This window comes from Pseudomonas sp. PS01303, from assembly GCF_029959385.1.
In the GTDB taxonomy this organism is placed as follows: domain Bacteria; phylum Pseudomonadota; class Gammaproteobacteria; order Pseudomonadales; family Pseudomonadaceae; genus Aquipseudomonas; species Aquipseudomonas rustica.
This window is the reverse complement of the sequence record NZ_JASCPK010000002.1, coordinates 1-20409: the sequence shown is the minus strand read 5'-3', so window position 1 is coordinate 20409 and position 20409 is coordinate 1. Positions and strand designations below refer to the sequence as shown.

The window sequence follows — 20409 nt, the reverse complement described above, 5'->3', positions numbered from 1 at the left end:
AGGAATGAACATGCGTAAAAACGCGACCCGGCTTCTCAGTACCGCCATCGCCTCCGCACTGCTGCTCAGTGCCTGTTCGTCGACGGAACCAAAACCTTCCACCGACGAGGAAAACCGCCAACGCATCATTGCCGATCAGTCGCGCATGTACTCCGGGCAGGAACCGGTCACAGCGCCGATCACCTTTTACGACGCAGCAGCCCGAGCGCTGAAATACAACCTCGACTATCGACTGAAACTGATGGAGAGCGCGCTGGCCTCAGACCTGCGCGACGTGTCCAGCCATGAAATGCTGCCGAAGCTGGTGGCCTCCGCCGGTTATGCCGGACGAAACAATGACTCCGGCGGCACCTCGATCGGCATCGAGGATCGTCAGGTCAGCTTGCGGCCATCGACGTCAGAGGAACGCTACCGCGAAGTCTACGGCCTCGGTTTGAGCTGGAGCCTGCTGGACTTCGGCGTCGCCTATTACCGCACGCAACAGAAATCCGACCAGATTCTGATGGCCGAAGAGCGTCGACGCAAAGTCGCGCAAAACGTCCTGCAGGATGTGCGCAACGCGTACTGGCGAGCACTCGGCGCGCAACGTTTGATGCCGGAAGTCGACAAGCTGTTGATGCGCACCCACACCGCGCTGACCTCCGCGCGTGAAGCGGAAACTCGGGGCCTGTTGCCGCGTCAGGAGATCCTCGCCTATCAACGCGCCCTCCTCGACTCGATCTACCTGCTGACCGTGCGCCGTCAGGATCTGGAGTTCGCCCAAGCCGAATTGTCGGCGCTGATGTCGCTGCCACCGGGCTCGAAAATGGTGCTGGCTGACGTGCCCGATCCACCGCTGCCGGAAGTGCGTCAGAGCATGGCGCAGCTTGAACAGCTGTCGCTGGAGAACCGCCCGGAAATCATGGAAGAGTGGTATCGCAAACGCGTCAACCAGAAGGATCTGGAGATTGCCAAGGCGCAGTTGTGGCCGAACGTCAGCGTTGATTTCGGCTACAAATACGACTCGAACAAATACCTCTACAACAACGACTGGATGAGCACCGGCCTGCAAGTGTCGACCAACCTGCTGCGCCTGCTGCAACTGCCGTCGCTCAATGCTGCGGAGAAATCCCAGAGCGAAACCGATGACACCCGCCGCGTGGCGCTGTCGATGGCGATTCTCACGCAAGTGCGCGTTGGCACTCTGCGCTATCAACTGGCGCGTCAGGAAGTGGAGTTTGCTGAAGACAGCCTGCGCGTCGACCGCAGCCTGCTCGACTATGCGCAAGCCGCAAAGACCGGCGCACTTGGCTCGGAACTGGAAGTGATCCGCTCCGAAGGGCGTTATCTGCTCTCGCGTTATCAGCGTGAAGCGGCGTTCTCCAGTGCTCAAGCGGCGTGGGGGCGGATGTACAACTCGGTCGGCCTCGATGTGCTGCCGAAGGAAATCGACCAACACGACATCAAGACCCTGTCGCGGGAAATCCAGCGCACCCTGAACCAACAAGAACAGCAACGCCTGCTCGTCACTTCGCAAGGAACGCCGAATGCGCAAAATCGCCCTTGAACCCCGTTTCGGGGTTCTGTTGTTGGCCAGTCTGATCCTCAATGCCCACGCCGAAGACGCACCTTCGGCCCCGTCCCTGGAAAGCGCGAGCGCCATTCGTGTGTTGCTCGCTTCGGAGCTGGAAACCACGCTGTCGAGCCAAATGAGCGGCACCCTCGGCGAATTGAAAGCCGGGTTCGGCGAACAGGTCGGCAAGTCCGAACTGCTCGCCCGCTTCAACTGCAACGAGGCCGAAGCGCGGGCCAAAGTCGCGGCGGCAGAACTGGCCATGGCCAAACAGAATCTGGAGGCAAAAAAACAACTGCGCCAACTCAATGCCGTTGGCGATATCGAAGTGTCGATGGCCAACACCGAAGTGCAAAAAGCCGACGGCGCGCGGGCCATGGGTGCCGCGCAAAGCAGTTATTGCCAAGTGCTCGCGCCGTTTGCCGGACGCGTCGCCAAGGTGTACGTCAAGCCGTATCAGACCGTCACCGCCGGTACGCCATTGTTTGATCTGGTCAGCGATGGCGCGCTGAAAGTGCGTTTGAACGTGCCGTCCAATCTGCTGAAAAATCTGAAACCCGGCCTGCCGCTGCAAGTCAGCATTCATGAGACCGGCAAGACCTATCCCGCGCATGTCAGCGGGATCAACTCGCGCGTCGATGCGGTGGCACAAACCGTCGAACTCGAAGCGCGCCTCGACAACAAATATCCCGACCTGATGGCGGGCATGAGCGGCACGGCGCAATTTGATCAAGCTGCGCAACCATGACGATGAACGAGCAACTGCCGCACCCTCACCTGCTGCTCGAACTCGACGCGCTGCGCGACAAGGCCATGGCGGCCGACTCGCTGAACGCGTTGGCATTCAGCATGGCCAACGACTTGTATCCGTTGCTGCAATTTCATCAGGCGCTGGTGTTTGCCCAGCGTGAATCATCACTGGAATTGTTGAACGTCTCGGGATTGTCCCGGCCCAGTGAAGACTCGCCGTATCTGGTGTGGCTGCGCCGCGCCAGTCGCTGGATCGCCACGCAAGTCCCTGCTGGCGAACCGGTGTGGCTGACACAGGAAACGGTCGACGCACCGGCCGACATCGCCGAAGGCTGGGGCGAATGGTGGCCGTCGGGCGTCTGGTGCGTTCCGATTCAGGATCGCGATGAGCAGCGCCTCGGCTTGCTGCTGTTGCTCCTGGAGCAAGAACCGCCAGCGGTGTTGTGGCAGCACCTCAAAGGTCTGGTCGGTACCTGGGCGTATTGCTGGGCGGCGCTGACCAAGCGCAAGCGTTTCAATCGCTTGCGGCCCAGTCGCAAGCAATTGCTGCTGACCGCGATTGTGCTCGGTGCCCTGCTGCTGTTGCCGGTACGGCAAACCGCGCTGGCGCCGACCGAAATCGTTTCCCGTCAGGCACAAATCATCAGTTCGCCCATTGATGGCGTGATCGAGAAGATCGAGGTTCGCCCCAATCAACCAGTCGATGCTGGCACGCTGCTGTTTTCCCTCGACGAAACCACATTGCGCAGTCGCGCCGAAGTGCTCGGCAAGGAAGTCGCGGTGGCCGATGCCGAGTTGCAGGCGGCCAGTCAACGCGCGTTCGACAACCCGCAAAGCAAAAGCGAATTGACCCTGCTCGAAGGTCGTTCGCAACAACGGCGCGCAGAATTGGCGGCAGTCACCGCGCAGTTGAAGCGCACCAAAGTGCTGTCGCCGAGAGGCGGCGTTGCGGTGTTCAGTGATCCCAATGACTGGCTGGGCAAACCGGTGGTGACTGGCGAACGCATCATGCAAGTCGCTGATCCGACGCAGCCGGCGATGCTGATTCAACTGGCCGTAGCCGACGCGATCGCGCTGGAACCGGGCGCCGAAGTCACGCTGTTTTTGACCGCTTACCCGCTGACGCCGCTCAAGGGCAAGATCCTTGAAACCAGCTATCAGGCACGGCCGAGTGACGAAGGCGTGGTCGCCTATCGCTTGCTGGCGAGCATCGACGGCGCACCGGAACACGCGCGACTGGGCTTGCACGGCACCGCGAAACTGTACGGCGGGCGAGTGATGCTCGGTTATTACTTGCTGCGTCGACCACTGGCGACAATGCGGGCGTGGAGTGGCTGGTAATGCTCGATCCGGCCGATCTGCCCCTGCCCCCGCTGCGTGAAGACCTGCGCCTGAGCGAGGCTGCCGATGGCAGCAACGGTGAACCGGCGTGGGTGATTCAAGACACGGTGATCAATCGTTTCTACCGCATCGGCTGGCTGGAATTCGAGTGCCTGCTGCGTTGGGGCCAATCGCCCCGGCAGATCAGCGAGCAGATAGCTGAAGGCACGGCACTGAAACCCGACGTCGAACAGATTCTCGATTTCCGCCAGTTTCTTGAACAGCATCAGCTGCTGCGTGCCGGCCCGGCGGCGCTGGAAAAGCTTAAAGCCAAAGGCGAAGAAGGTGGCTGGCTGACCTGGCGCTGGTGGCTGCACCATTACCTGTTTTTCCGCATTCCGCTGCTGCGCCCGCAACAACATTTACAGCATCTGGCGAAGGCGCTGGGCTGGCTGTTTCATCCGCTCACCGGCATGCTCGTGCTCGGTTTGAGCCTGCTCGGCATCGTTCTGGTGTTGCAGCAGTGGGACACGTTTACCAGCGCGGTGGTCGAGTCGTTTTCCACCGAAGGCCTGTTGAGTTTTGCCTTGGCGTTGATCGTCGCCAAGACTCTGCATGAACTCGGCCATGCCTTGGTCGCGACGCGGCTGGGCTTACGCGTCGGGCACATGGGCATCGCGTTTGTGGTGATGTGGCCGATGCTCTATACCGACACCGGCGAGAGCTGGAAACTCAGCCGTTCGCGGCAGCGTCTGGCGATTGCCTCGGCGGGGATCATCACCGAATTGTCACTGGCCGGTCTGTCGACGTTGGGCTGGGCGGTGTGCGATCCGGGGGCGCTGCGCAATGCCCTGCTGTATCTGGCGACCACCAGTTGGTTGCTGTCGCTGGCGTTGAATGCCAGTCCGTTCATGCGTTTTGACGGCTACTTCATTCTTTCCGATTTACTTGATTTCCCCAATCTGCATGAGCGTGCGTCGGCACTGGCGCGGGTGACGTTGCGGCGCAATCTGCTCGGTTTGCGCGAGGACTGGCCGGAGACGTTTCCGACCGGTCAGCGGCGACTGTTAGTGACGTTTGCGATCTTCACCTGGATATACCGTCTGGTGCTGTTTCTGGGGATCGCGCTGGCGGTCTATCTGTTCTTCTTCAAGGTCTTGGGGATTTTCCTGTTCATGGTCGAACTGTCGTGGTTTATCGCCCTGCCCGTCATGCGCGAACTCGGTCACTGGTGGAAGCACCGTGCGGCGGTACCGAGCCGGCGCAAGGTGCAACTGTATCTGGTGTTGCTGGCGATTCTGGCGGGTTTGGCGATCCCTTGGCGCACGCAGATCGATGCGGTGGGTGTGGCGCGGGCCGAGCATCAGATGCGCGTCTATGCGCCCTACCCGGCGCGGTTGCAATCGATTCACGCCGATGGCCCGGTCGAGGCTGGCACCAATCTGGTGGTGCTGGATGAGCCGGACATCGCCTCGCGGGTACGCAGCAGTGAAGCCAATGCACGTAGCTATGAAGCGCGGCTGTCCGGGCTGATCGCCGATCCTGGTGGTTTGGCTGAAGATGCCGTGACCCGTCAGCGTCTCAACGTGCAATTCGAAGAAGCCCGCGCGGCCCGCTCGGAAATCGCCCGGCTGAATCTGCAAACACCGTTTGCCGGGGTGTGGCTGGACGTCAACCCGGACTGGAAACCGGGGCAATGGGTCGGTCGTCAAGAGTCGCTGGGCATGCTGGTTGACCCGCGCAGCTGGCAGGTGGATGCGTATGTCGCGCAGGATCAAGTGCACCGCATGGCCATCGGCGACCACGTACGCTTCTACCCCGACGGCCAGACCACGCCACGTAGCGGCCGTGTCCTGCAAATCGGCAGCACCCGCGCGAGCCAGTTGTCCCACCGCATGCTCTCGTCACGCTTCGGCGGCCCGGTACCCACCACGACTGCCGAGCACTCGTTGATCCCGAGCAGCGCGTTGTTTCAGGTACTGATCCAACTCGACGAACCCATGCCCACCCTTCGCGAAACCCGTGGGCATCTGAAAATCGAAGGCGAACGGCGCAGTTTGCTGGCCGATGGTGCAACGCATGTATTGGCGGTGCTAATGCGCGAAAGTGGCTTCTAACCCCCAAGCTCTCAGTCCATCCCCCTCACCACAAGCAAAGGCTGTCCTCCAGACACACCCCCAACCCTTGAGAACACATCCAACCCTGTGGCGAGGGGATTTATCCCCGATGGGCTGCGAAGCGGCCCCAAAACCTGCAATCCCGGTACATCAGACACACCGCATGCACTGGATTCACGACTGCTACGCAGCCGGTCGGGGATAAATCCCCTCACCACAGGGGAATGGGGGTCACCTCAGAAAACTGCACTTCTGCGAAACCCAGCCAGCCATCAACCCCATTTCAACTGACACACCACAAACCCATTCCAACTGACACACTACAAACCCTGTGGCGAGGGGATTTATCCCCGATGGACTGCGAAGCGGCCCCAAAACCTGCAGTCCCGGTACACCAGACACACCGCATGCAATGGCTTCACGACTGCTGCGCAGCCGGTCGGGGATAAATCCCCTCACCACAGGGGAATGGGGGTCACCTCAGAAAACTGCACTTCTGCGAAACCCAGCCAGCCATCAACCCCATTTCAACTGACACACCACAAACCCATATCAACCGACACATCACAACCCCATCCCAACTGACACACCACCAACCCTGTGGCGAGGGGATTTATCCCCGATGGGCTGCGAAGCAGCCCCAAAACCTACAATCCCGGTACATCAGACACACCGCATGCAATGGCTTCACGACTGCTGCGCAGCCGGTCGGGGATAAATCCCCTCACCACAGGGGAATGGGGGTCACCTCAGAAAGCTGCACTTCTGCGAAACCCAGCCAGCCATCAACCCCATTTCAACTGACACACCACAAACCCTGTGGCGAGGGGATTTATCCCCGCTGGGCTGCGAAGCGGCCCCAAAACCTACAATCCCGATACATCAGACACACCGCATGCACTGGATTCACGACTGCTGCGCAGCCGAACGGGGATAAATCCCCTCACCACAAGGAGAGCTGGGTTACTCAGAAAAATCTGCACTTCTGCTGACCCCAGCCAGCCATCAAATTCAATTCCACTGACACATCACAGGGAATGGGGAGCTTCAAGGTGGTGTGTAGGTAGCTCCGGGGAAATTCAGCCAGCCACCACAAAGATAATGATCGGCCCGCACACCGCCAGCAGCACATTGGAAATTGCATAACACACGGTGAAGCCAATCACCGGTGTATTGCTGCCAGACTGCTCAATGATCTTGTTCATCGAAGCCGCCTCTGTCTGTGCCCCGGCCAATGCGCCAAAAAGAATCATCGGGTGCAAGCGCAGCACGTAGCGACCGAAGTACAGTGCCACCAGCGGCGGCACAATCGTTACCACGGCGCCGGACAGCAACAACGCCAACCCTTGCTCTTTCATCGCCGCAAACGCCGCTGGCCCTGCAAGCAAGCCGACCACCGCACCAAACGCGGTCAGGCCGAACTCGGAAAACGCCCATTGCGCCGCCGGTGGCAACGCGCCGATTTCCGGGTGGCGCGAGTTGTACCAGCCAATCACCAATGCCGCGACCAACACCCCGCCGCCAATACCCAGCTCCACCGGGATCATGCCGATATGCGTCGACAGCAAGCCGATCAACGAGCCCACGACCATCCCCAGCGTGTGCATGGCGATGTCACTTTTGTAATTGTTCTTGCGAATGCGCCCCAGCCGTTTGGCGATCATTTCGACGCTGGCGGTGCGCCCGGTCAACGTAATCACATCCCCCCGGCGCAACACAGTGTTCGGCAGCAACGGCAAGTCATAGCCCTGACGCGTGATGTTGTTGACGAAGCAGCCCAGGCGCTTTTCATTGGCTAAACGGCTTTTCGCCTGATGAATCGTCTTGCCGGCGAACTCCGCCGAGGTCAGCACAATGTCCACCTCACGGGTCGGAAACGACAGCGATTCCGGATGATCGATCTCTGGCCCGACCCAATGGCTCAGCGTGCCCACCGCGTCGCGCAAGGCATACACACCGACCACATCCCCCGCCATCAACACAAAATTTTCATCGCGCTCGATCACCTGCCCGGCCCGCACCACCCGCTCGACCGTCAGCGATTCGTGCAGCTTTTCGATGTCGATGATCCGCTGCCCATCGGCCTGGCCGTTACTCGCCACCTGATGCGCACGCACAACGATCCTCGTGTACGGCACAGTGATCGCCTCCTCTTCCTTGGCGATGCCCAGTTCCAGCTCCAGTTCACGCGCCGATTCGCGCAGATTCACACCGAGCAACTTAGGCGCAATGCTGCCGACAAACACGATCAAACCGATGGTGCCGAACAGATAAGTGATCGCGTAGGCAATCGCCATGTGGCTGTTGAGTTTCGCCACGGCTGCCGCGTCGAGATTCAACTGATTGATCGCGCTGGTCGCGGTGCCCATGATCGCCGTATCGGTGAGCGCACCGGCACCGAGTCCGGCGGTGAAACCGGCGTCGAAATCAAACAGCCAATACATCGCCAGAATCGCCACCAATGCCGTTGCACACAGCACCACCGACAACAACACCAGTTTCAGCGTGCCGCGATTGAGGCTGCCGAAAAACTCCGGCCCGCTCTTGAAGCCGACGGCGTAGATGAACATCACGAAGAACACCGACTTCAAACCCGTCGGCACTTCCAGACCGATCTGGCCGATCAGCAACCCCATCAACAGCGCGCCGGCCACCGAGCCCAAATGAAAGCTGCCGATGTGAATGCGCCCGACAAACACGCCCAGCGCGATCGCCAGAAACACGGCGATTTCCGGATCAGCGCGTAACGCGTGAAGGACAAAATCGAGCATGGTGCGGACTCCCTTGCAGCGACGGTCACTGATCCTTCGGTTCTTGCGCCGGCGAGGTAAACCACTTCTCTCGCGGCACCCACTTCTCGGCCTGCGGATCGCCCAGATAATGCGGCGACATGATCTGCACGCCGTACTCGTTGAACACGTCCTGAATATTGGCGTGGAGCATGCTCAACAGCACCGCGCGTGGCCGTGGCTGACTCGGAATCGCCTGCGCCACCAATCGGTACTCGGGATAGAAATCCGACAGCGCGGTTTGAAACACCTGCGCCGCCGGGTCTTCGAGAATCCCCGGCGTGCGTTTGGCCGCTTCCAGCAGCATCGCTTCGACCTGCCGCCACGGTGTGTCGTAGCCGATGGTCACCACCGTGTCGACCACGTAACCCGGGCCTTGCACGGTGCGCGAGTAGTTCTTGGTCACCGTACCGGTGATCAGTGAATTGGGCAGCGTCAGCACTTCACCAAGCCCCGTGCGAATACGTGTGGTGAACATGCCCAGCTCGGTGACCGTACCCTCGTATTCGCCGATTTTGACGAACTCGCCCGGGCGCAATGTGCGGGTATACGTGAGGATTAACCCTGCCGCTGCCTGCCCCACCACGCTGGTCGCACCGAGGGAAATCATCAGACCGATCAACACCGACAAGCCCTTGAACGCATCGGTACCGGCGCCGGGCAGATACGGATAAGCCATCGCCAGCGCAAACAACCAGATCGCCAGCGACGTCAGCCGCTGAGTCGGTTGCAGGGTTTCGTGATTGAGCCAACTGAACGTGCCCGGCGTCGACATGCGCCGCAGCATGCGCCGGGTAAACGCGGTAGCGCCGCGCGCAATAAAGAAAATCGCCAACGCCACGCCCAATCCCGGGACGGCGCCAACGATGCCTTGCAGCAGATAGTCGGCGAGTTCGAACAGGTAGTTGTTGAGGCTTTCACCCCAAGGCCGGGTGTAGGGAAACCGCGACAGGACAAAGCCCAACCACTCATAGGTCAGCAGCAAAATCACCAGCCAGCGCAGCACCAACAGTAAACGGCTGACCAAGGGATAAAGGAAATTGGCGTCGATGACCTGCACCCGCCCGACCTTCAACGCCTTGGTGTGGCGATCCATCAGTTCGGGGAGTTTTCTCAGCAAGCGCCGGCGCATCCAGGCCAGCGCCCACAACAACGCGACATAGATGACAGTGGCCACCGCCGCCAAGGCCAGCGACCTGATGATCAGATCCATGCTGCGCGCTTCACGGGTCTCGGAGACGACCTGACGCAGTTTTTCAGCCGCACCTTCGGCGGCCTGCTGCACCGAGGAATATTGCAGGCTGTCGACATCGTTGGGTGAAACGATGAATGCCCGTTTGTTGCCGAGCAGCACCATGTAACTGTTCTGGATCGAATCGATGCTGATGTTCAGTTCGGCGTCTTCATCGAGCGCTTCACTGATGACCATTTTCGCCCGTTTGACCCGCGAGGCCGGCGCCTCGCCCAGAATGGTTGCGCGAAACAGCATGATGCTGCGATTCGCGACCTTGAGCTCTACCGCATCATTTTCCGCTTTTTCCGCAGCGTCGAGCGCCCAGCCAGCCCCCGTCCAGAGCATCGCGAAAACCACTATTAATACAGCCAGCAGCTTGCTTCGCATGCGCCTTTTTCCTTACGCCACAGTTGTTTGTGAGGGATACGTAAGGCAGCGTAGTTGAGCGATGAACGGTTGTCAGATTTCCACAGTCGACAGTTGTTGTGCCCGCCAGTTTCTGGGCGAAACACCCGTCCATTGTTTGAAGTGACGGCTGAACACCGAGACGTCGGCGTAGCCCAGATTCAGCGCCAGATCGGTGATGCTGGTCTTGTCCAGCAGCAAGTTTTGCCTGGCGATATCAAGGCGCGTGTCCTGCAGCAGGCGACTGAAACTGATGTTTTCGGCTTTAAGGCGTTTTTGCAGAACACGTGGCTGCAGCCCCAGCGAGTGACTGACCGCATCGATATTGCATTCGCCGGTGTTGAGCAGACTGCCGATCAGATGGCAAACCTGCGCCTTGAGGTTGTCGGGGTATTGGGTTTTGAGCAATTGCATGCGGTTGTTCCAGTGTTCGCGCATCAAAACCTCATCGGCGAGCGGCGCGCGTTTGAGGTAATCGAAAGGAAAACTGACACCGTCGAAGCTGCTGTCGAAACGGACTTTTCCGTAGACGTCGGCAAATGACCAACCCGGGTTTTTCAAGATGCCTTGCTGCAAGTGCAAACGAATCTGCGGGCTGTCGGCGCCCGTGAGAATCTTCACCGCGTTGAACAGGTGCGCGCCGCTGAGCTGCCTCAGTTGCTGCAGGCCGAGGTCATTGGTGAAGTCGAACTTGAACCTGATTTCGGCACGCTCGCCCCGTCGACTGACTTCAAGGTGCAAGCCACTGGCGTGCAGGTACAAGTATTGGCGGGCGAAATTCAATGCCTCGCCCACGGTGGGTTGGCGACTGCCGGACAGGGCCACGTCGCCAATGGCGAGCAGATTCTGTCTTGATGCCAGCCGCAAACCGAACAGCGGTTCCTGACAATGACGTGCGGTGTCATCCAGCAGGTCTGCGGTTTTTTCATACGACAGATAACTGTTCGGTTCGCGCAATTGCGCCACCACCATGCCGCCATCGCGCAGCAGACTTACCGGGTTGTGACCCAGTTCGGTCACTAGCGCGCTGTAGCCCTCGATGGCACCGCTGCGTAACAGAAACATTGCCTGCATCCTTAGCCGTAAAAAAAGTGATGGATCAGCTACTAACCGTGGGCGCTCAAGGGGTATGTTCCTCAACGGTCTGCGTCAATGGCGTGACGGCTTCGGCAGGTTGATACACCCAGCCAATAAACAGCTCGTAGCCGATCGCCAGAATCACCGGCCCCGTGAACAAGCCGATGATGCCACTGGTGATCATCCCGCCGAGCGCGCCGATCAACACCACCGGCATCGGCACGGCCACACCGCGCCCTAGCAGCATCGGTTTGAGGACGTTGTCAGAAAGCCCGGCGATGATCATCCAGATCGCAAAAATAATCGTGCTGGCACTGACACCGCCCTGAGCGAATGCATAGATCACCACCGGCAGCGTGATCAGCAGAACCGGCAATTGCATGATGCCCAGCAGCAACACCAGTAGCGCCAGCACGCCGGCTGCCGGAATGCCCATGATCACCAGCGCCACACCGATCAACAGCATCTGAATGAACGCAATCCCGACCACACCCTGCGCCACGGCACGAATCGTCGCGGTACACAGTTCGGCAATCTGCGGCCCGCGCACCGGTCCGGAGACACGACTGGTGATTGCGACGGCTGTCCGCTGACCGCGCTCGCCGTTTTTCATGATCAGCCCGGCGAAAATCAGCGCAAGGATAAACACCACAATGCCGGTGCCGACGCCGGCTACCTGGTGCAGCGCAACCTTGCTCCAGTCTTTCAGATGTGGGGCGACCTGGTGAAAGGCCCAACTCAAATCCTGCGAGGCGTGCAGCCAGATGCCATACAACGGCGCACCGATCAGTGGCCAGTTTTCGACGTTGGCCGGTGGCGGCGGAATTTCGAACTGACCATTCTCCACCGCGTGGATGCCGGTTTGCACCGAGTCCGCCACCGAGGCACCCAGCAAGCTTAACGGCAGCATCAGGATCACCAGCCCGAGAATCACCAGAATCACTGCCGCCCAGCCGTTACGCCCACCCAGCTTGGCGCCGAGCATCTGGTTCAGTGGGTAGAGGGTGACCGCGAGTATCAGCGACCAGAGCATCACGTTGAGAAATGGATGAAAGATGTCGTAGCAGAACAGCACCAGAACCGTGATCAAGCCGGCGCGTATCAACACGTCCAGTAACGCCCTTGAGCTGTTGAACGTGAGCAGCGGTTTCTCTTCCATCGTGGTTCTCCTGAGAAGCACCCATTGCGGGATGTCGGTTGGCTCAGCCTAGAACACAACGGCCGGGCCCAGCCGTTTTTACGCATGATTTAGCGGCCAGAGGCTTGCCCGGGCGCGGCAGAACTTATTGCGCAGCGCCTGACCCGTCAATGCCACGTTCGTGATCCATCAACCTTTGTTCGCGAAAAATCAAGTTGCTTATTTGCTTGCTGCGTAACCTTGATGGACTTGCTGAATCGCTTCTCCCGCGATTGAAAAACAACCGCCAATCGCAGCCTTCGCAACGTCTTTCCCTCAGCCGCCCCCTCTCTCATCAAGGAAAGGGCCGCGCCGTACAGGAATATCAAACAGATGAATTTCACAGAGATTTGGCTCAATGTTGAGCAGTTCTGGCGCTCGCTGGACAATCATCCTTACGTGAACGCCACGCTGACATTGCTGGTGCTGGTGTTCGTCGCGCTGCTGTTGGGGCGTCTGGGTCGCTTTCTGATCCAGCAAGGCGTCCGGTTGCTCGGGCGTCAGGCGTCGATGCGCTGGATCAACGATCTGCACAACAACAAAGTGTTTCTGCGCCTCGGGCAAATCATCCCGTCGCTGATCGTCCAGTTCGGTTTGAACATCATTCCGGGGTTAAGCCCAAAGCTGCAAACCATCCTGGGTGACATCGCACTGGCCTTTACCCTGTTGTCGCTGGTGATGGCTATCGGCGCCGTGCTCGACACCCTACTGGTCATCTATGCGCGCACCGAACATGCGCGCACCCGCTCGATCAAGGGTTATGTGCAACTGGCGAAAATGCTGTTGTACGTGCTCGGCGCCATCATCATTGTCGCCATTCTGATCAACCGCTCGCCGCTGTTGCTGCTGTCGGGGCTTGGCGCGATGTCGGCGGTGATCCTGTTGGTCTACAAGGACACCCTGTTGTCGTTTGTCGCCAGTGTGCAGTTGACCAGCAACGACATGCTGCGCGTGGGTGACTGGATCGAAATGCCGCAACTGGGTGCCGATGGCGACGTGGTCGACATCACGTTGCACACGGTCAAGGTGCAGAATTTCGACAAGACCATTGTCTCGATTCCGACCTGGCGCTTGATGTCCGACTCGTTCAAGAACTGGCGTGGCATGCAGCAGGCCGGTGGCCGACGGATCATGCGTGACGTGCACATTGATTCCGGTGGCGTGCGCTTCCTGACGGACGAGGAAGAACATCACCTGAGTCAGGTCAGCCTGTTGAGCGCCTATCTGGCGCGCAAACTGCCTGAACTCAAGCACTGGAACGAAGCGCAGGGCAATGTCGCGGCGCTCTCGGCCAATCGTCGCCGCATGACCAATCTCGGCACCTTCCGCGCCTTCGCCCAGGCCTATCTGGACAGCCATCCTTCGATTGCGCGAAACATGACCTGCATGGTGCGTCAGATGCAATCCACCGCTCAGGGTGTGCCGCTGCAGATCTATTGCTTCACGCAAACCACCGTTTGGGCGGACTACGAGCGCATTCAGGCGGATATTTTCGATTACCTGCTGGCCGTATTGCCCGAGTTCGGCCTGAGCCTGTACCAGCAACCGAGCGGTAAGGACTTGCGCGGTGTATTCCCGATGGCTGATGCGATCGTTTGAAACATTGAGCTTGCTCGCGAAAGCGTTGTGTCCGTGACGGCGATGGTGAATGAAATGACGCCTTCGCGAGCAAGCCCGGCTCCTGCAATTCTGCGGTGAAATACATTAGGGACTGACTTACTGACGATACATCCGCCTGGAGACTGGTGCGCGGGCCGATTCCCGTCTAAAACTGATGCACGTCCCTATGTATAAGGAAGTTACGGATGAGATCCACGCACTCACTGTTGATTCTTGCACTGGCCGGCTGCAGCGGGCAGGCATTGGCAGGTGGCATTCAGTTGTATGAAGCAGGACAGGAAGGGGCCGGGCTGGCAAATGCCGGGTCGGCGGCGCAGGCCACCGACCCAAGCGTGATGATGAACAACCCGGCGGGCATCGCGGCGCTCAAGGGCACGCAGGTCAGTCTGACCGGTCAGGCGCTGTTTGGCGGCATCAAGTTTGATCGCGACGGCAACAATGACTTCGCCGGCAACGAGGGCGGCAATCCGCTGCCTTTCCTGCCGGGCACCAGTCTGTTCATCAGTCATGAGGTCAATGACCGCGCCAGTATCGGTTTCGGCATGTACGGCAATTTTGGCCTGAGCGTGAAGTACGACGATGACTGGGCCGGCCGGTATTTCACTCAGGAAGCGACGCTGATCGGCATCTCGTTGCAACCGACCTTCGCTTACAAGATCACCGATGACCTTTCGATGGGTATCGGCCCGCGGCTGGTCTACGGCTACTACTACACAAAAATAGCCATCGACAATAACGCGCTCCTGCCCGGCACGCCGTTCCAGCAGGATGGCAACGTGCAATACAAAGACACCGACACCGGCACCGGGATCAACCTCGGCCTGCGCTATCAACTGGATCCGCGCACCACCGTGGGCCTGGCGTATACCAGCAAGGTCAAACTGGAATTCAAGGATTCGCCCTCGGTGCACGGCATTCGCAATCCGCTGCTCAATTTCGCGTTTTCCCGGGCCAACGTCGACGATCTGGAAATCGACATGAACATCCCGCAAACCGCAACCTTGAGCGTTGCCCACCAGTTGAACGAGCAGTGGACATTATTGGGTTCCGTTGACTGGCAGGACTGGAGCGATTTTGCCGACATCGGCGTTTCGGTGGATACCGCCGGTGCCGACGTGTCGCGTTCGGTCAACCGTAAATATCAGGACACCTGGCACCTGTCGCTCGGTGCGCAAAATCAGCTCACGCCGAAACTGCGCTGGAACATGGGCGTGGGCTACGACAGCTCGGCGGTGAAAGACAAGGATCGCACCGTCGACAACCCGATGGCCGAAGCCTGGCGGCTGGCAACCGGCATCAGCTACAAGATGACCGAAGACATGGACATCAACCTCAACTACACCCTGGTATGGCTCGGTGACATGGACGTTGAACAGACCAAACGCAATGGCCAGTCGCTGTCGGGCAGCTACCCCAACGCCCTCCTTCATATCGTTGGCGGCGGTGCGACCTGGCGTTTCTGATCGACATTGGCCGTCGATGAACTAGCCTGTTTGCATGGAGCTTTCAGTTCGCCCGGCACTGCCTTTTGAAGCTCGCCACGAAATAATTCAGTGAACGCTGAATTATTTCGTATCGCCATGTATCTGAACCCAAAGCGCAATGCCATCAAACAGATAGCACCGATTCAGATCAGGTACAGGGAAACCGCCCATGAAATCCAATGAACAAAGCGTCAGTCCAATCAGACTGAAAGACATCACCATTGTCGACGACGCAAAAATGCGCAAAGCGATTACCGCCGCTGCGCTTGGCAACGCCATGGAATGGTTCGACTTTGGCGTGTACGGCTTCGTCGCCTACGTCCTCGGCAAAGTGTTCTTCCCCGGCGCCGACCCCGGCACACAGATGATCGCCGCGTTGGCGACGTTCTCCGTGCCCTTCCTCATCCGTCCGCTGGGCGGCCTGTTTTTCGGCAGGCTAGGCGATAAGTACGGGCGACAGAAAGTCCTCGCCGCGACCATCGTGATCATGTCGCTGAGCACCTTCGCCATCGGTTTGATTCCCTCTTATGCGTCGATCGGCATTTGGGCGCCGATCCTGCTGTTGCTGGCGAAAATGGCTCAAGGCTTCTCGGTCGGCGGTGAATACACCGGCGCCTCGATCTTCGTCGCCGAATACGCGCCGGATCGCAAACGCGGCTTCCTCGGCAGTTGGCTGGACTTTGGCTCCATCGCCGGTTTTGTTCTCGGTGCCGGTGTCGTCGTGCTGATTTCCTCGACACTCGGCGAAGAGCAGTTTGAATCCTGGGGCTGGCGCCTGCCGTTCTTCCTCGCCCTGCCCCTGGGCATGATCGGCCTCTACCTGCGCCACGCACTGGAAGAAACACCGGCGTTCCAGCAGCACGTCGAGAAACTCGAACAAGGCGACCGCGAAGGCCTCGCCGATGGCCCGAAAGTCTCGTTCAAGGAAGTCGCCACCAAGTACTGGCGCAGCCTGATGACCTGCGTCGGCGTGGTGGTCGTGACCAACGTCACCTACTACATGCTGCTGACGTACATGCCGAGCTACCTGTCGCACAACCTGCACTACAGCGAAAACCGTGGCGTGCTGATCATCATCGCGATCATGGTCGGCATGCTGTTTGTGCAACCGGCGATTGGTTTTATCAGCGACAAGATCGGCCGCAAACCCTTCATCGTCGTCGGCAGTATCGGCCTGTTCATTCTGGCGATTCCGGCGTTCATGCTGATCAACAGCGGCAAGATCGGCCTGATCTTCTCCGGCCTGCTGATGCTCGCGGTGCTGCTCAACTTCTTCATCGGCGTCATGGCCTCGACCCTGCCGGCGATGTTCCCTACGCACATTCGCTATAGCGCTTTGGCCGCTGCTTTCAATATCTCCGTGCTGATCGCCGGTTTGACCCCGACCATCGTCGCCTGGCTGGTCGAAAGCACCAACGACTTGTACATGCCGGCTTACTACCTGATGGTCATCGCCGTGGTCGGCCTGTTCACCGGCGTCACCATGAAAGAAACCGCCAACCAACCGCTACGCGGCGCGGCCCCGGCGGCTTCGGATCTGGCGGAGGCGAAGGAGCTGTTGAAAGAGCATCACGACAACATTGAGCAGAAGATTGAAGACATTGATGCCGAGATTGCTGAGCTGGAGGCGAAGCGCAAGAACCTGGTGCAGCAGCATCCGCGGATTAATGAGTGAGGTTGGTTTCTAGGGGTGGGGGCATATCCGTTGCTGCGGTGATGGCTGCTGGCGGTTTCGCTCTTACAGCGACTCACTTTTCCAGACGCCGGAGTGCCGGCCCAGCGAAAAGTAAGCAAAAGGCTTTCGCCCCGGCGTACGGCACTTCGCTGAGGCTCAGTGTTCCCTCGCTACGGTGTCCATCCGGGGACATCGCCTACGGTTTGCTTCGCTGCACCTCCTCTCGATGTGTGCGGCTACGCCGCACGGCGCTACGCGCCTGATCCCCGGATGGACACCTACGCTCGGCCTGCCGAAGGGGCTTTAGATCAAAAGCCAGATCAAGATCAAAGGCCCCTCACCCTAGCCCTCTCCCGGAGGGAGAGGGGACTGATTGCGTGGAATGGAAGAGGTACGCCGACGTGAAAGACCGAGTCGAACGCATATCTTGAAAATCCCACCAATCGGCCCCCTCTCCCTCCCGGAGGGAGAGGGGACTGATTGCGTGGATTGGGAGAGGTACGCCGACGTGGATTACCGAATCGAACACACATTTTAAAAAGCCCACCAATCGGCTCCCTCTCCCTCGGGAGAGGGCTGGGGTGAGGGGCGAAAACACCACAAAAACCAAAGCCAAGCACGCCCCGCCCTTCACCACTCAATAGGCCGAGTGTCAGCTCGCCTGCTCTTGATCTTGACTCACCGGCCCGTCGGCAGGCTGAGCGGAGGGATTGATCCGGGGGTGGGAGCGTAGCGACCGTTTGGCGCAGCCAAACACAGCGAGAGGAGGTGCAGCGAAGCAAACCGTAGGCGCTGCCCCCCGGATCAATCCCGCAGCGAAGGAACCCGAGCCCCAGCGAGGGCCGAACGTCAGGGCAAAGCCTTTTCGGTTACCTTTTCGGCGTTTGGAAAAGGTGACTCGCCGTAAGGGCGAAACCCTAATCAGCCCCACCCGCAGCAACGGATATGCCCCCAATCACCCAGACAACATCCCATGACACATCAACCCCAACACACTCCGCATATGCCGCGAATGCGCCTCCCGATCCGGCGTCACCTCAGTCGCCAACCGAATAAACGCCACATTCGCATACTGATTAAACACCGTCGCCGCCACATCAATATCAACCGAGTCGCGAATCCTGCCAACTCCCTGAAAATGCACGAGCAGCGCCTTGGTCTCCTCAATCACCGCCGCATTCCAAGGATCAAGCGCCCGAGCCAATTCCCCGGTAAACAAAAACGGCGCCAACTCCCGCCACAGTGAAGCCGGCATAGCCTCCAACTGGTAATGCGTCATCAACCCCTCAAACGCACACAACGCCTCCAGCGGATCACTGTCGTCATCAAGACGGGCCCGCGAATCGCGCATGGCTTTTTCGTCAGGCTGCTTCAGCAACGCCAACAAAATCTCCTGCTTGCCGCCGAAATAATTCACCACCGTCGGCGCCGACACCCCGGCCTGCACCGCGATCTGATCCAGCGTCGTCGCCGCAAACCCGTTGGTCTTGAACAGCTCCAGCGCCGCCTCGGCAATCACCTGCCGGCGCTGTTCCTTTTGCCGCTCTCGAAGTCCGCTCATGTTGCCTCTGATGATACTTGCCAATGACCCTCAGCCTACGGCGATATTTTTTCACCGACAAATATTTTCTTTACAAAAATATTTTTAGGTGACAAAACTTTACTCGTGCAGCGCGGCAACGAACGCACTCACCCGCCCTTTTCTCTGGAGATCCGCCATGTCCGCCGAATTCGATTCGACCCGCAGTACCAGCGATTACCAAGCCGCCGATGCCGCACACCACATTCACGCGTTCGTCGACCAAAAGGCCCTCAACGAAGAAGGCCCACGGGTGATGGTCAGCGGTGATCGCCTGGCGCTGTGGGACAACGATGGCAATCGCTACCTCGACGGCATGTCTGGCCTGTGGTGCACCAACCTCGGCTACGGCCGCAAGGATCTGGCCGCCGCCGCGACCGCGCAGTTGGAACAGCTGCCCTACTACAACATGTTCTTCCACACGACCCACCCGGCGGTGATCGAACTGTCCGAGCTGCTCTTCAGCCTGCTACCCAAGCACTACAGCCACGCGATCTACACCAACTCCGGCTCCGAAGCCAACGAAGTGCTGATCCGCACCGTGCGCAAGTTCTGGCAAGTGATGGGCAAGCCCGAAAAGAAAATCATGATCGGCCGCTGGAACGGCTACCACGGCTCGACGCTGGCGGCGACGGCGCTGGGCGGCATGAAGTTCATGCACGAAATGGGCGGCACCATTCCTGACGTCGCACACATCGACGAGCCGTACTGGTTTGCCCACGAAGGCAACCTCAGCCCGGAAGAGTTCGGCCTGCAAGCCGCGCGACAACTGGAAGACAAGATTCTCGAACTGGGCGCCGACAAGGTCGCCGCTTTCGTCGCCGAACCGTTCCAGGGCGCGGGCGGCATGATCATTCCGCCGGCTACTTACTGGCCAGAAATCCAGCAAATCTGCCGCAAGTACGACGTGTTGCTGTGCGCCGACGAAGTGATCGGCGGGTTCGGCCGCACCGGCGAATGGTTCGCGCATCAGACCTTCGGTTTCGAGCCCGACACCCTGTCGATCGCCAAGGGCCTGACCTCCGGTTACATCCCTATGGGCGGTCTGATTCTGTCGCGGCGTATGGCCGATGCACTGGTTGAGAAAGGTGGCGTGTTCGCCCACGGCCTGACTTATTCCGGGCACCCGGTGGCGGCTGCCGTAGCGATTGCCAACCTCAAGGCGTTGCGCGATGAAGGCGTGGTCGCTCAGGTGAAAGCTGATACCGGGCCGTATCTGCAAAATTGCTTGCGCGAGGTGTTTGGTAATCACCCGTTGATCGGCGAGATTCAGGGCGTCGGCCTGGTGGCCGCGTTGCAGTTTGCTGAAGACAAGGCCAGCCGCAAGCGCTTTGCCAATGAGAACGACATGGCCTGGCGTTGCCGCACGATTGGCTTCGAAGAAGGCTTGATCATCCGCTCGACACTGGGCCGGATGATCATGGCGCCGGCGCTGGTAGCGACCCGGGCGGAGCTGGATGAGTTGATCGACAAGACCCGCATCGCCGTAGATCGCACGGCGCGGGAGTACGGCGTCCTCTGATCGGCTGAAATGATGCTATCGCGAGCAGGCTCACTCCTACAGTTGGAACGCATTTCAAATGTAGGAGTGAGCCTGCTCGCGATGGGGCCAGTCGGGATGAAAATCGGT

General features: G+C 59.4%; 13 protein-coding genes. 8 read left to right on the top strand and 5 right to left on the bottom strand.

All coding sequences use genetic code 11. From position 1 onward, the window contains the following. Nucleotides 1–10 precede the first annotated feature (10 nt). From QMX93_RS01055 to QMX93_RS01040, 4 genes are read left to right on the top strand one after another with little or no spacing between them, the layout of a single operon-like run. Nucleotides 11–1546 (top strand): TolC family protein, encoded by a 1536-nt coding sequence (locus tag QMX93_RS01055; protein ID WP_053120049.1) that lies wholly within the window; start codon nt 11–13, stop codon nt 1544–1546. Continuing rightward, nucleotides 1527–2300, top strand: a complete 774-nt coding sequence (locus QMX93_RS01050; RefSeq protein WP_282351665.1) for an efflux RND transporter periplasmic adaptor subunit — start codon at nt 1527–1529, stop codon at nt 2298–2300. Before QMX93_RS01055 ends, QMX93_RS01050 begins: the two co-directional genes overlap by 20 nt. Further along, nucleotides 2297–3643, top strand: a complete 1347-nt coding sequence (locus QMX93_RS01045) for an HlyD family secretion protein (protein WP_282351664.1) — start codon at nt 2297–2299, stop codon at nt 3641–3643. The genes QMX93_RS01050 and QMX93_RS01045 overlap by 4 nt, the downstream gene beginning before the upstream one ends. Then, nucleotides 3643–5739 (top strand): HlyD family efflux transporter periplasmic adaptor subunit, encoded by a 2097-nt coding sequence (locus QMX93_RS01040; RefSeq protein ID WP_282351662.1) that lies wholly within the window; start codon nt 3643–3645, stop codon nt 5737–5739. Before QMX93_RS01045 ends, QMX93_RS01040 begins: the two co-directional genes overlap by 1 nt. Before the next feature lie 1079 nt (nt 5740–6818). Here the strand turns inward: QMX93_RS01040 and aspT are convergent. From aspT to QMX93_RS01020, 4 genes are all read right to left on the bottom strand, one after another. After that, entirely contained in the window at nt 6819–8510 is a 1692-nt protein-coding gene (aspT, locus tag QMX93_RS01035) for an aspartate-alanine antiporter (RefSeq protein ID WP_282351660.1), read from the bottom strand. A gap of 25 nt (nt 8511–8535) precedes the next feature. Next, nucleotides 8536–10149: a mechanosensitive ion channel domain-containing protein gene (locus QMX93_RS01030; protein ID WP_282351659.1), complete on the bottom strand. Its 1614-nt coding sequence runs from the start codon at nt 10147–10149 to the stop codon at nt 8536–8538. Between the two features lie 72 nt (nt 10150–10221). Further along, the gene (locus QMX93_RS01025) at nt 10222–11232 is read right to left on the bottom strand and encodes an AraC family transcriptional regulator (protein WP_282351657.1); all 1011 of its coding nucleotides are present in this window, start codon (nt 11230–11232) and stop codon (nt 10222–10224) included. A 55-nt stretch (nt 11233–11287) separates the two neighbouring features. Continuing rightward, nucleotides 11288–12403 carry an AI-2E family transporter gene (locus QMX93_RS01020; RefSeq protein WP_212549485.1) on the bottom strand — a complete coding sequence of 372 codons (1116 nt, stop codon included), beginning with the start codon at nt 12401–12403 and terminating at the stop codon, nt 11288–11290. A 351-nt stretch (nt 12404–12754) separates the two neighbouring features. On the opposite strand from QMX93_RS01020, the gene QMX93_RS01015 reads away from it, so the two are divergent. The 3 genes from QMX93_RS01015 to proP all read left to right on the top strand — a co-directional run bounded on the left by QMX93_RS01015 (nt 12755) and on the right by proP (nt 17200). Next, the gene (locus tag QMX93_RS01015) at nt 12755–14020 is read left to right on the top strand and encodes a mechanosensitive ion channel family protein (protein ID WP_282351649.1); all 1266 of its coding nucleotides are present in this window, start codon (nt 12755–12757) and stop codon (nt 14018–14020) included. A gap of 206 nt (nt 14021–14226) precedes the next feature. Next, the gene (locus tag QMX93_RS01010; RefSeq protein ID WP_282351647.1) at nt 14227–15504 is read left to right on the top strand and encodes an OmpP1/FadL family transporter; all 1278 of its coding nucleotides are present in this window, start codon (nt 14227–14229) and stop codon (nt 15502–15504) included. 190 nt (nt 15505–15694) lie between these two features. Beyond that, nucleotides 15695–17200 carry a glycine betaine/L-proline transporter ProP gene (gene proP / locus QMX93_RS01005; RefSeq protein WP_053120021.1) on the top strand — a complete coding sequence of 502 codons (1506 nt, stop codon included), beginning with the start codon at nt 15695–15697 and terminating at the stop codon, nt 17198–17200. Nucleotides 17201–18155: 955 nt separating this feature from the next. On the opposite strand, the gene QMX93_RS01000 is transcribed toward proP, so the two are convergent. Continuing rightward, nucleotides 18156–18761, bottom strand: coding sequence for a TetR/AcrR family transcriptional regulator (locus QMX93_RS01000; RefSeq protein ID WP_212549482.1), 606 nt, complete (start codon nt 18759–18761; stop codon nt 18156–18158). A 157-nt stretch (nt 18762–18918) separates the two neighbouring features. On the opposite strand from QMX93_RS01000, the gene QMX93_RS00995 reads away from it, so the two are divergent. Continuing rightward, nucleotides 18919–20301, top strand: coding sequence for an aspartate aminotransferase family protein (locus QMX93_RS00995; protein WP_282351637.1), 1383 nt, complete (start codon nt 18919–18921; stop codon nt 20299–20301). Nucleotides 20302–20409: the final 108 nt, after the last annotated feature.

Bases quoted from the DNA above. Each gene is read 5' to 3' on its own strand.
- aspT (WP_282351660.1), bottom strand. From the start codon at position 8,510: ATGCTCGATTTTGTCCTTCACGCGTTACGCGCTGATCCGGAAATCGCC.
- QMX93_RS01020 (WP_212549485.1), bottom strand. From the start codon at position 12,403: ATGGAAGAGAAACCGCTGCTCACGTTCAACAGCTCAAGGGCGTTACTG.
- QMX93_RS01050 (WP_282351665.1), top strand. From the start codon at position 1,527: ATGCGCAAAATCGCCCTTGAACCCCGTTTCGGGGTTCTGTTGTTGGCC.
- QMX93_RS01015 (WP_282351649.1), top strand. From the start codon at position 12,755: ATGAATTTCACAGAGATTTGGCTCAATGTTGAGCAGTTCTGGCGCTCG.
- QMX93_RS01025 (WP_282351657.1), bottom strand. From the start codon at position 11,232: ATGTTTCTGTTACGCAGCGGTGCCATCGAGGGCTACAGCGCGCTAGTG.
- QMX93_RS00995 (WP_282351637.1), top strand. From the start codon at position 18,919: ATGTCCGCCGAATTCGATTCGACCCGCAGTACCAGCGATTACCAAGCC.
- QMX93_RS01030 (WP_282351659.1), bottom strand. From the start codon at position 10,149: ATGCGAAGCAAGCTGCTGGCTGTATTAATAGTGGTTTTCGCGATGCTC.
- proP (WP_053120021.1), top strand. From the start codon at position 15,695: ATGAAATCCAATGAACAAAGCGTCAGTCCAATCAGACTGAAAGACATC.
- QMX93_RS01040 (WP_282351662.1), top strand. From the start codon at position 3,643: ATGCTCGATCCGGCCGATCTGCCCCTGCCCCCGCTGCGTGAAGACCTG.
- QMX93_RS01000 (WP_212549482.1), bottom strand. From the start codon at position 18,761: ATGAGCGGACTTCGAGAGCGGCAAAAGGAACAGCGCCGGCAGGTGATT.
- QMX93_RS01045 (WP_282351664.1), top strand. From the start codon at position 2,297: ATGACGATGAACGAGCAACTGCCGCACCCTCACCTGCTGCTCGAACTC.
- QMX93_RS01055 (WP_053120049.1), top strand. From the start codon at position 11: ATGCGTAAAAACGCGACCCGGCTTCTCAGTACCGCCATCGCCTCCGCA.
- QMX93_RS01010 (WP_282351647.1), top strand. From the start codon at position 14,227: ATGAGATCCACGCACTCACTGTTGATTCTTGCACTGGCCGGCTGCAGC.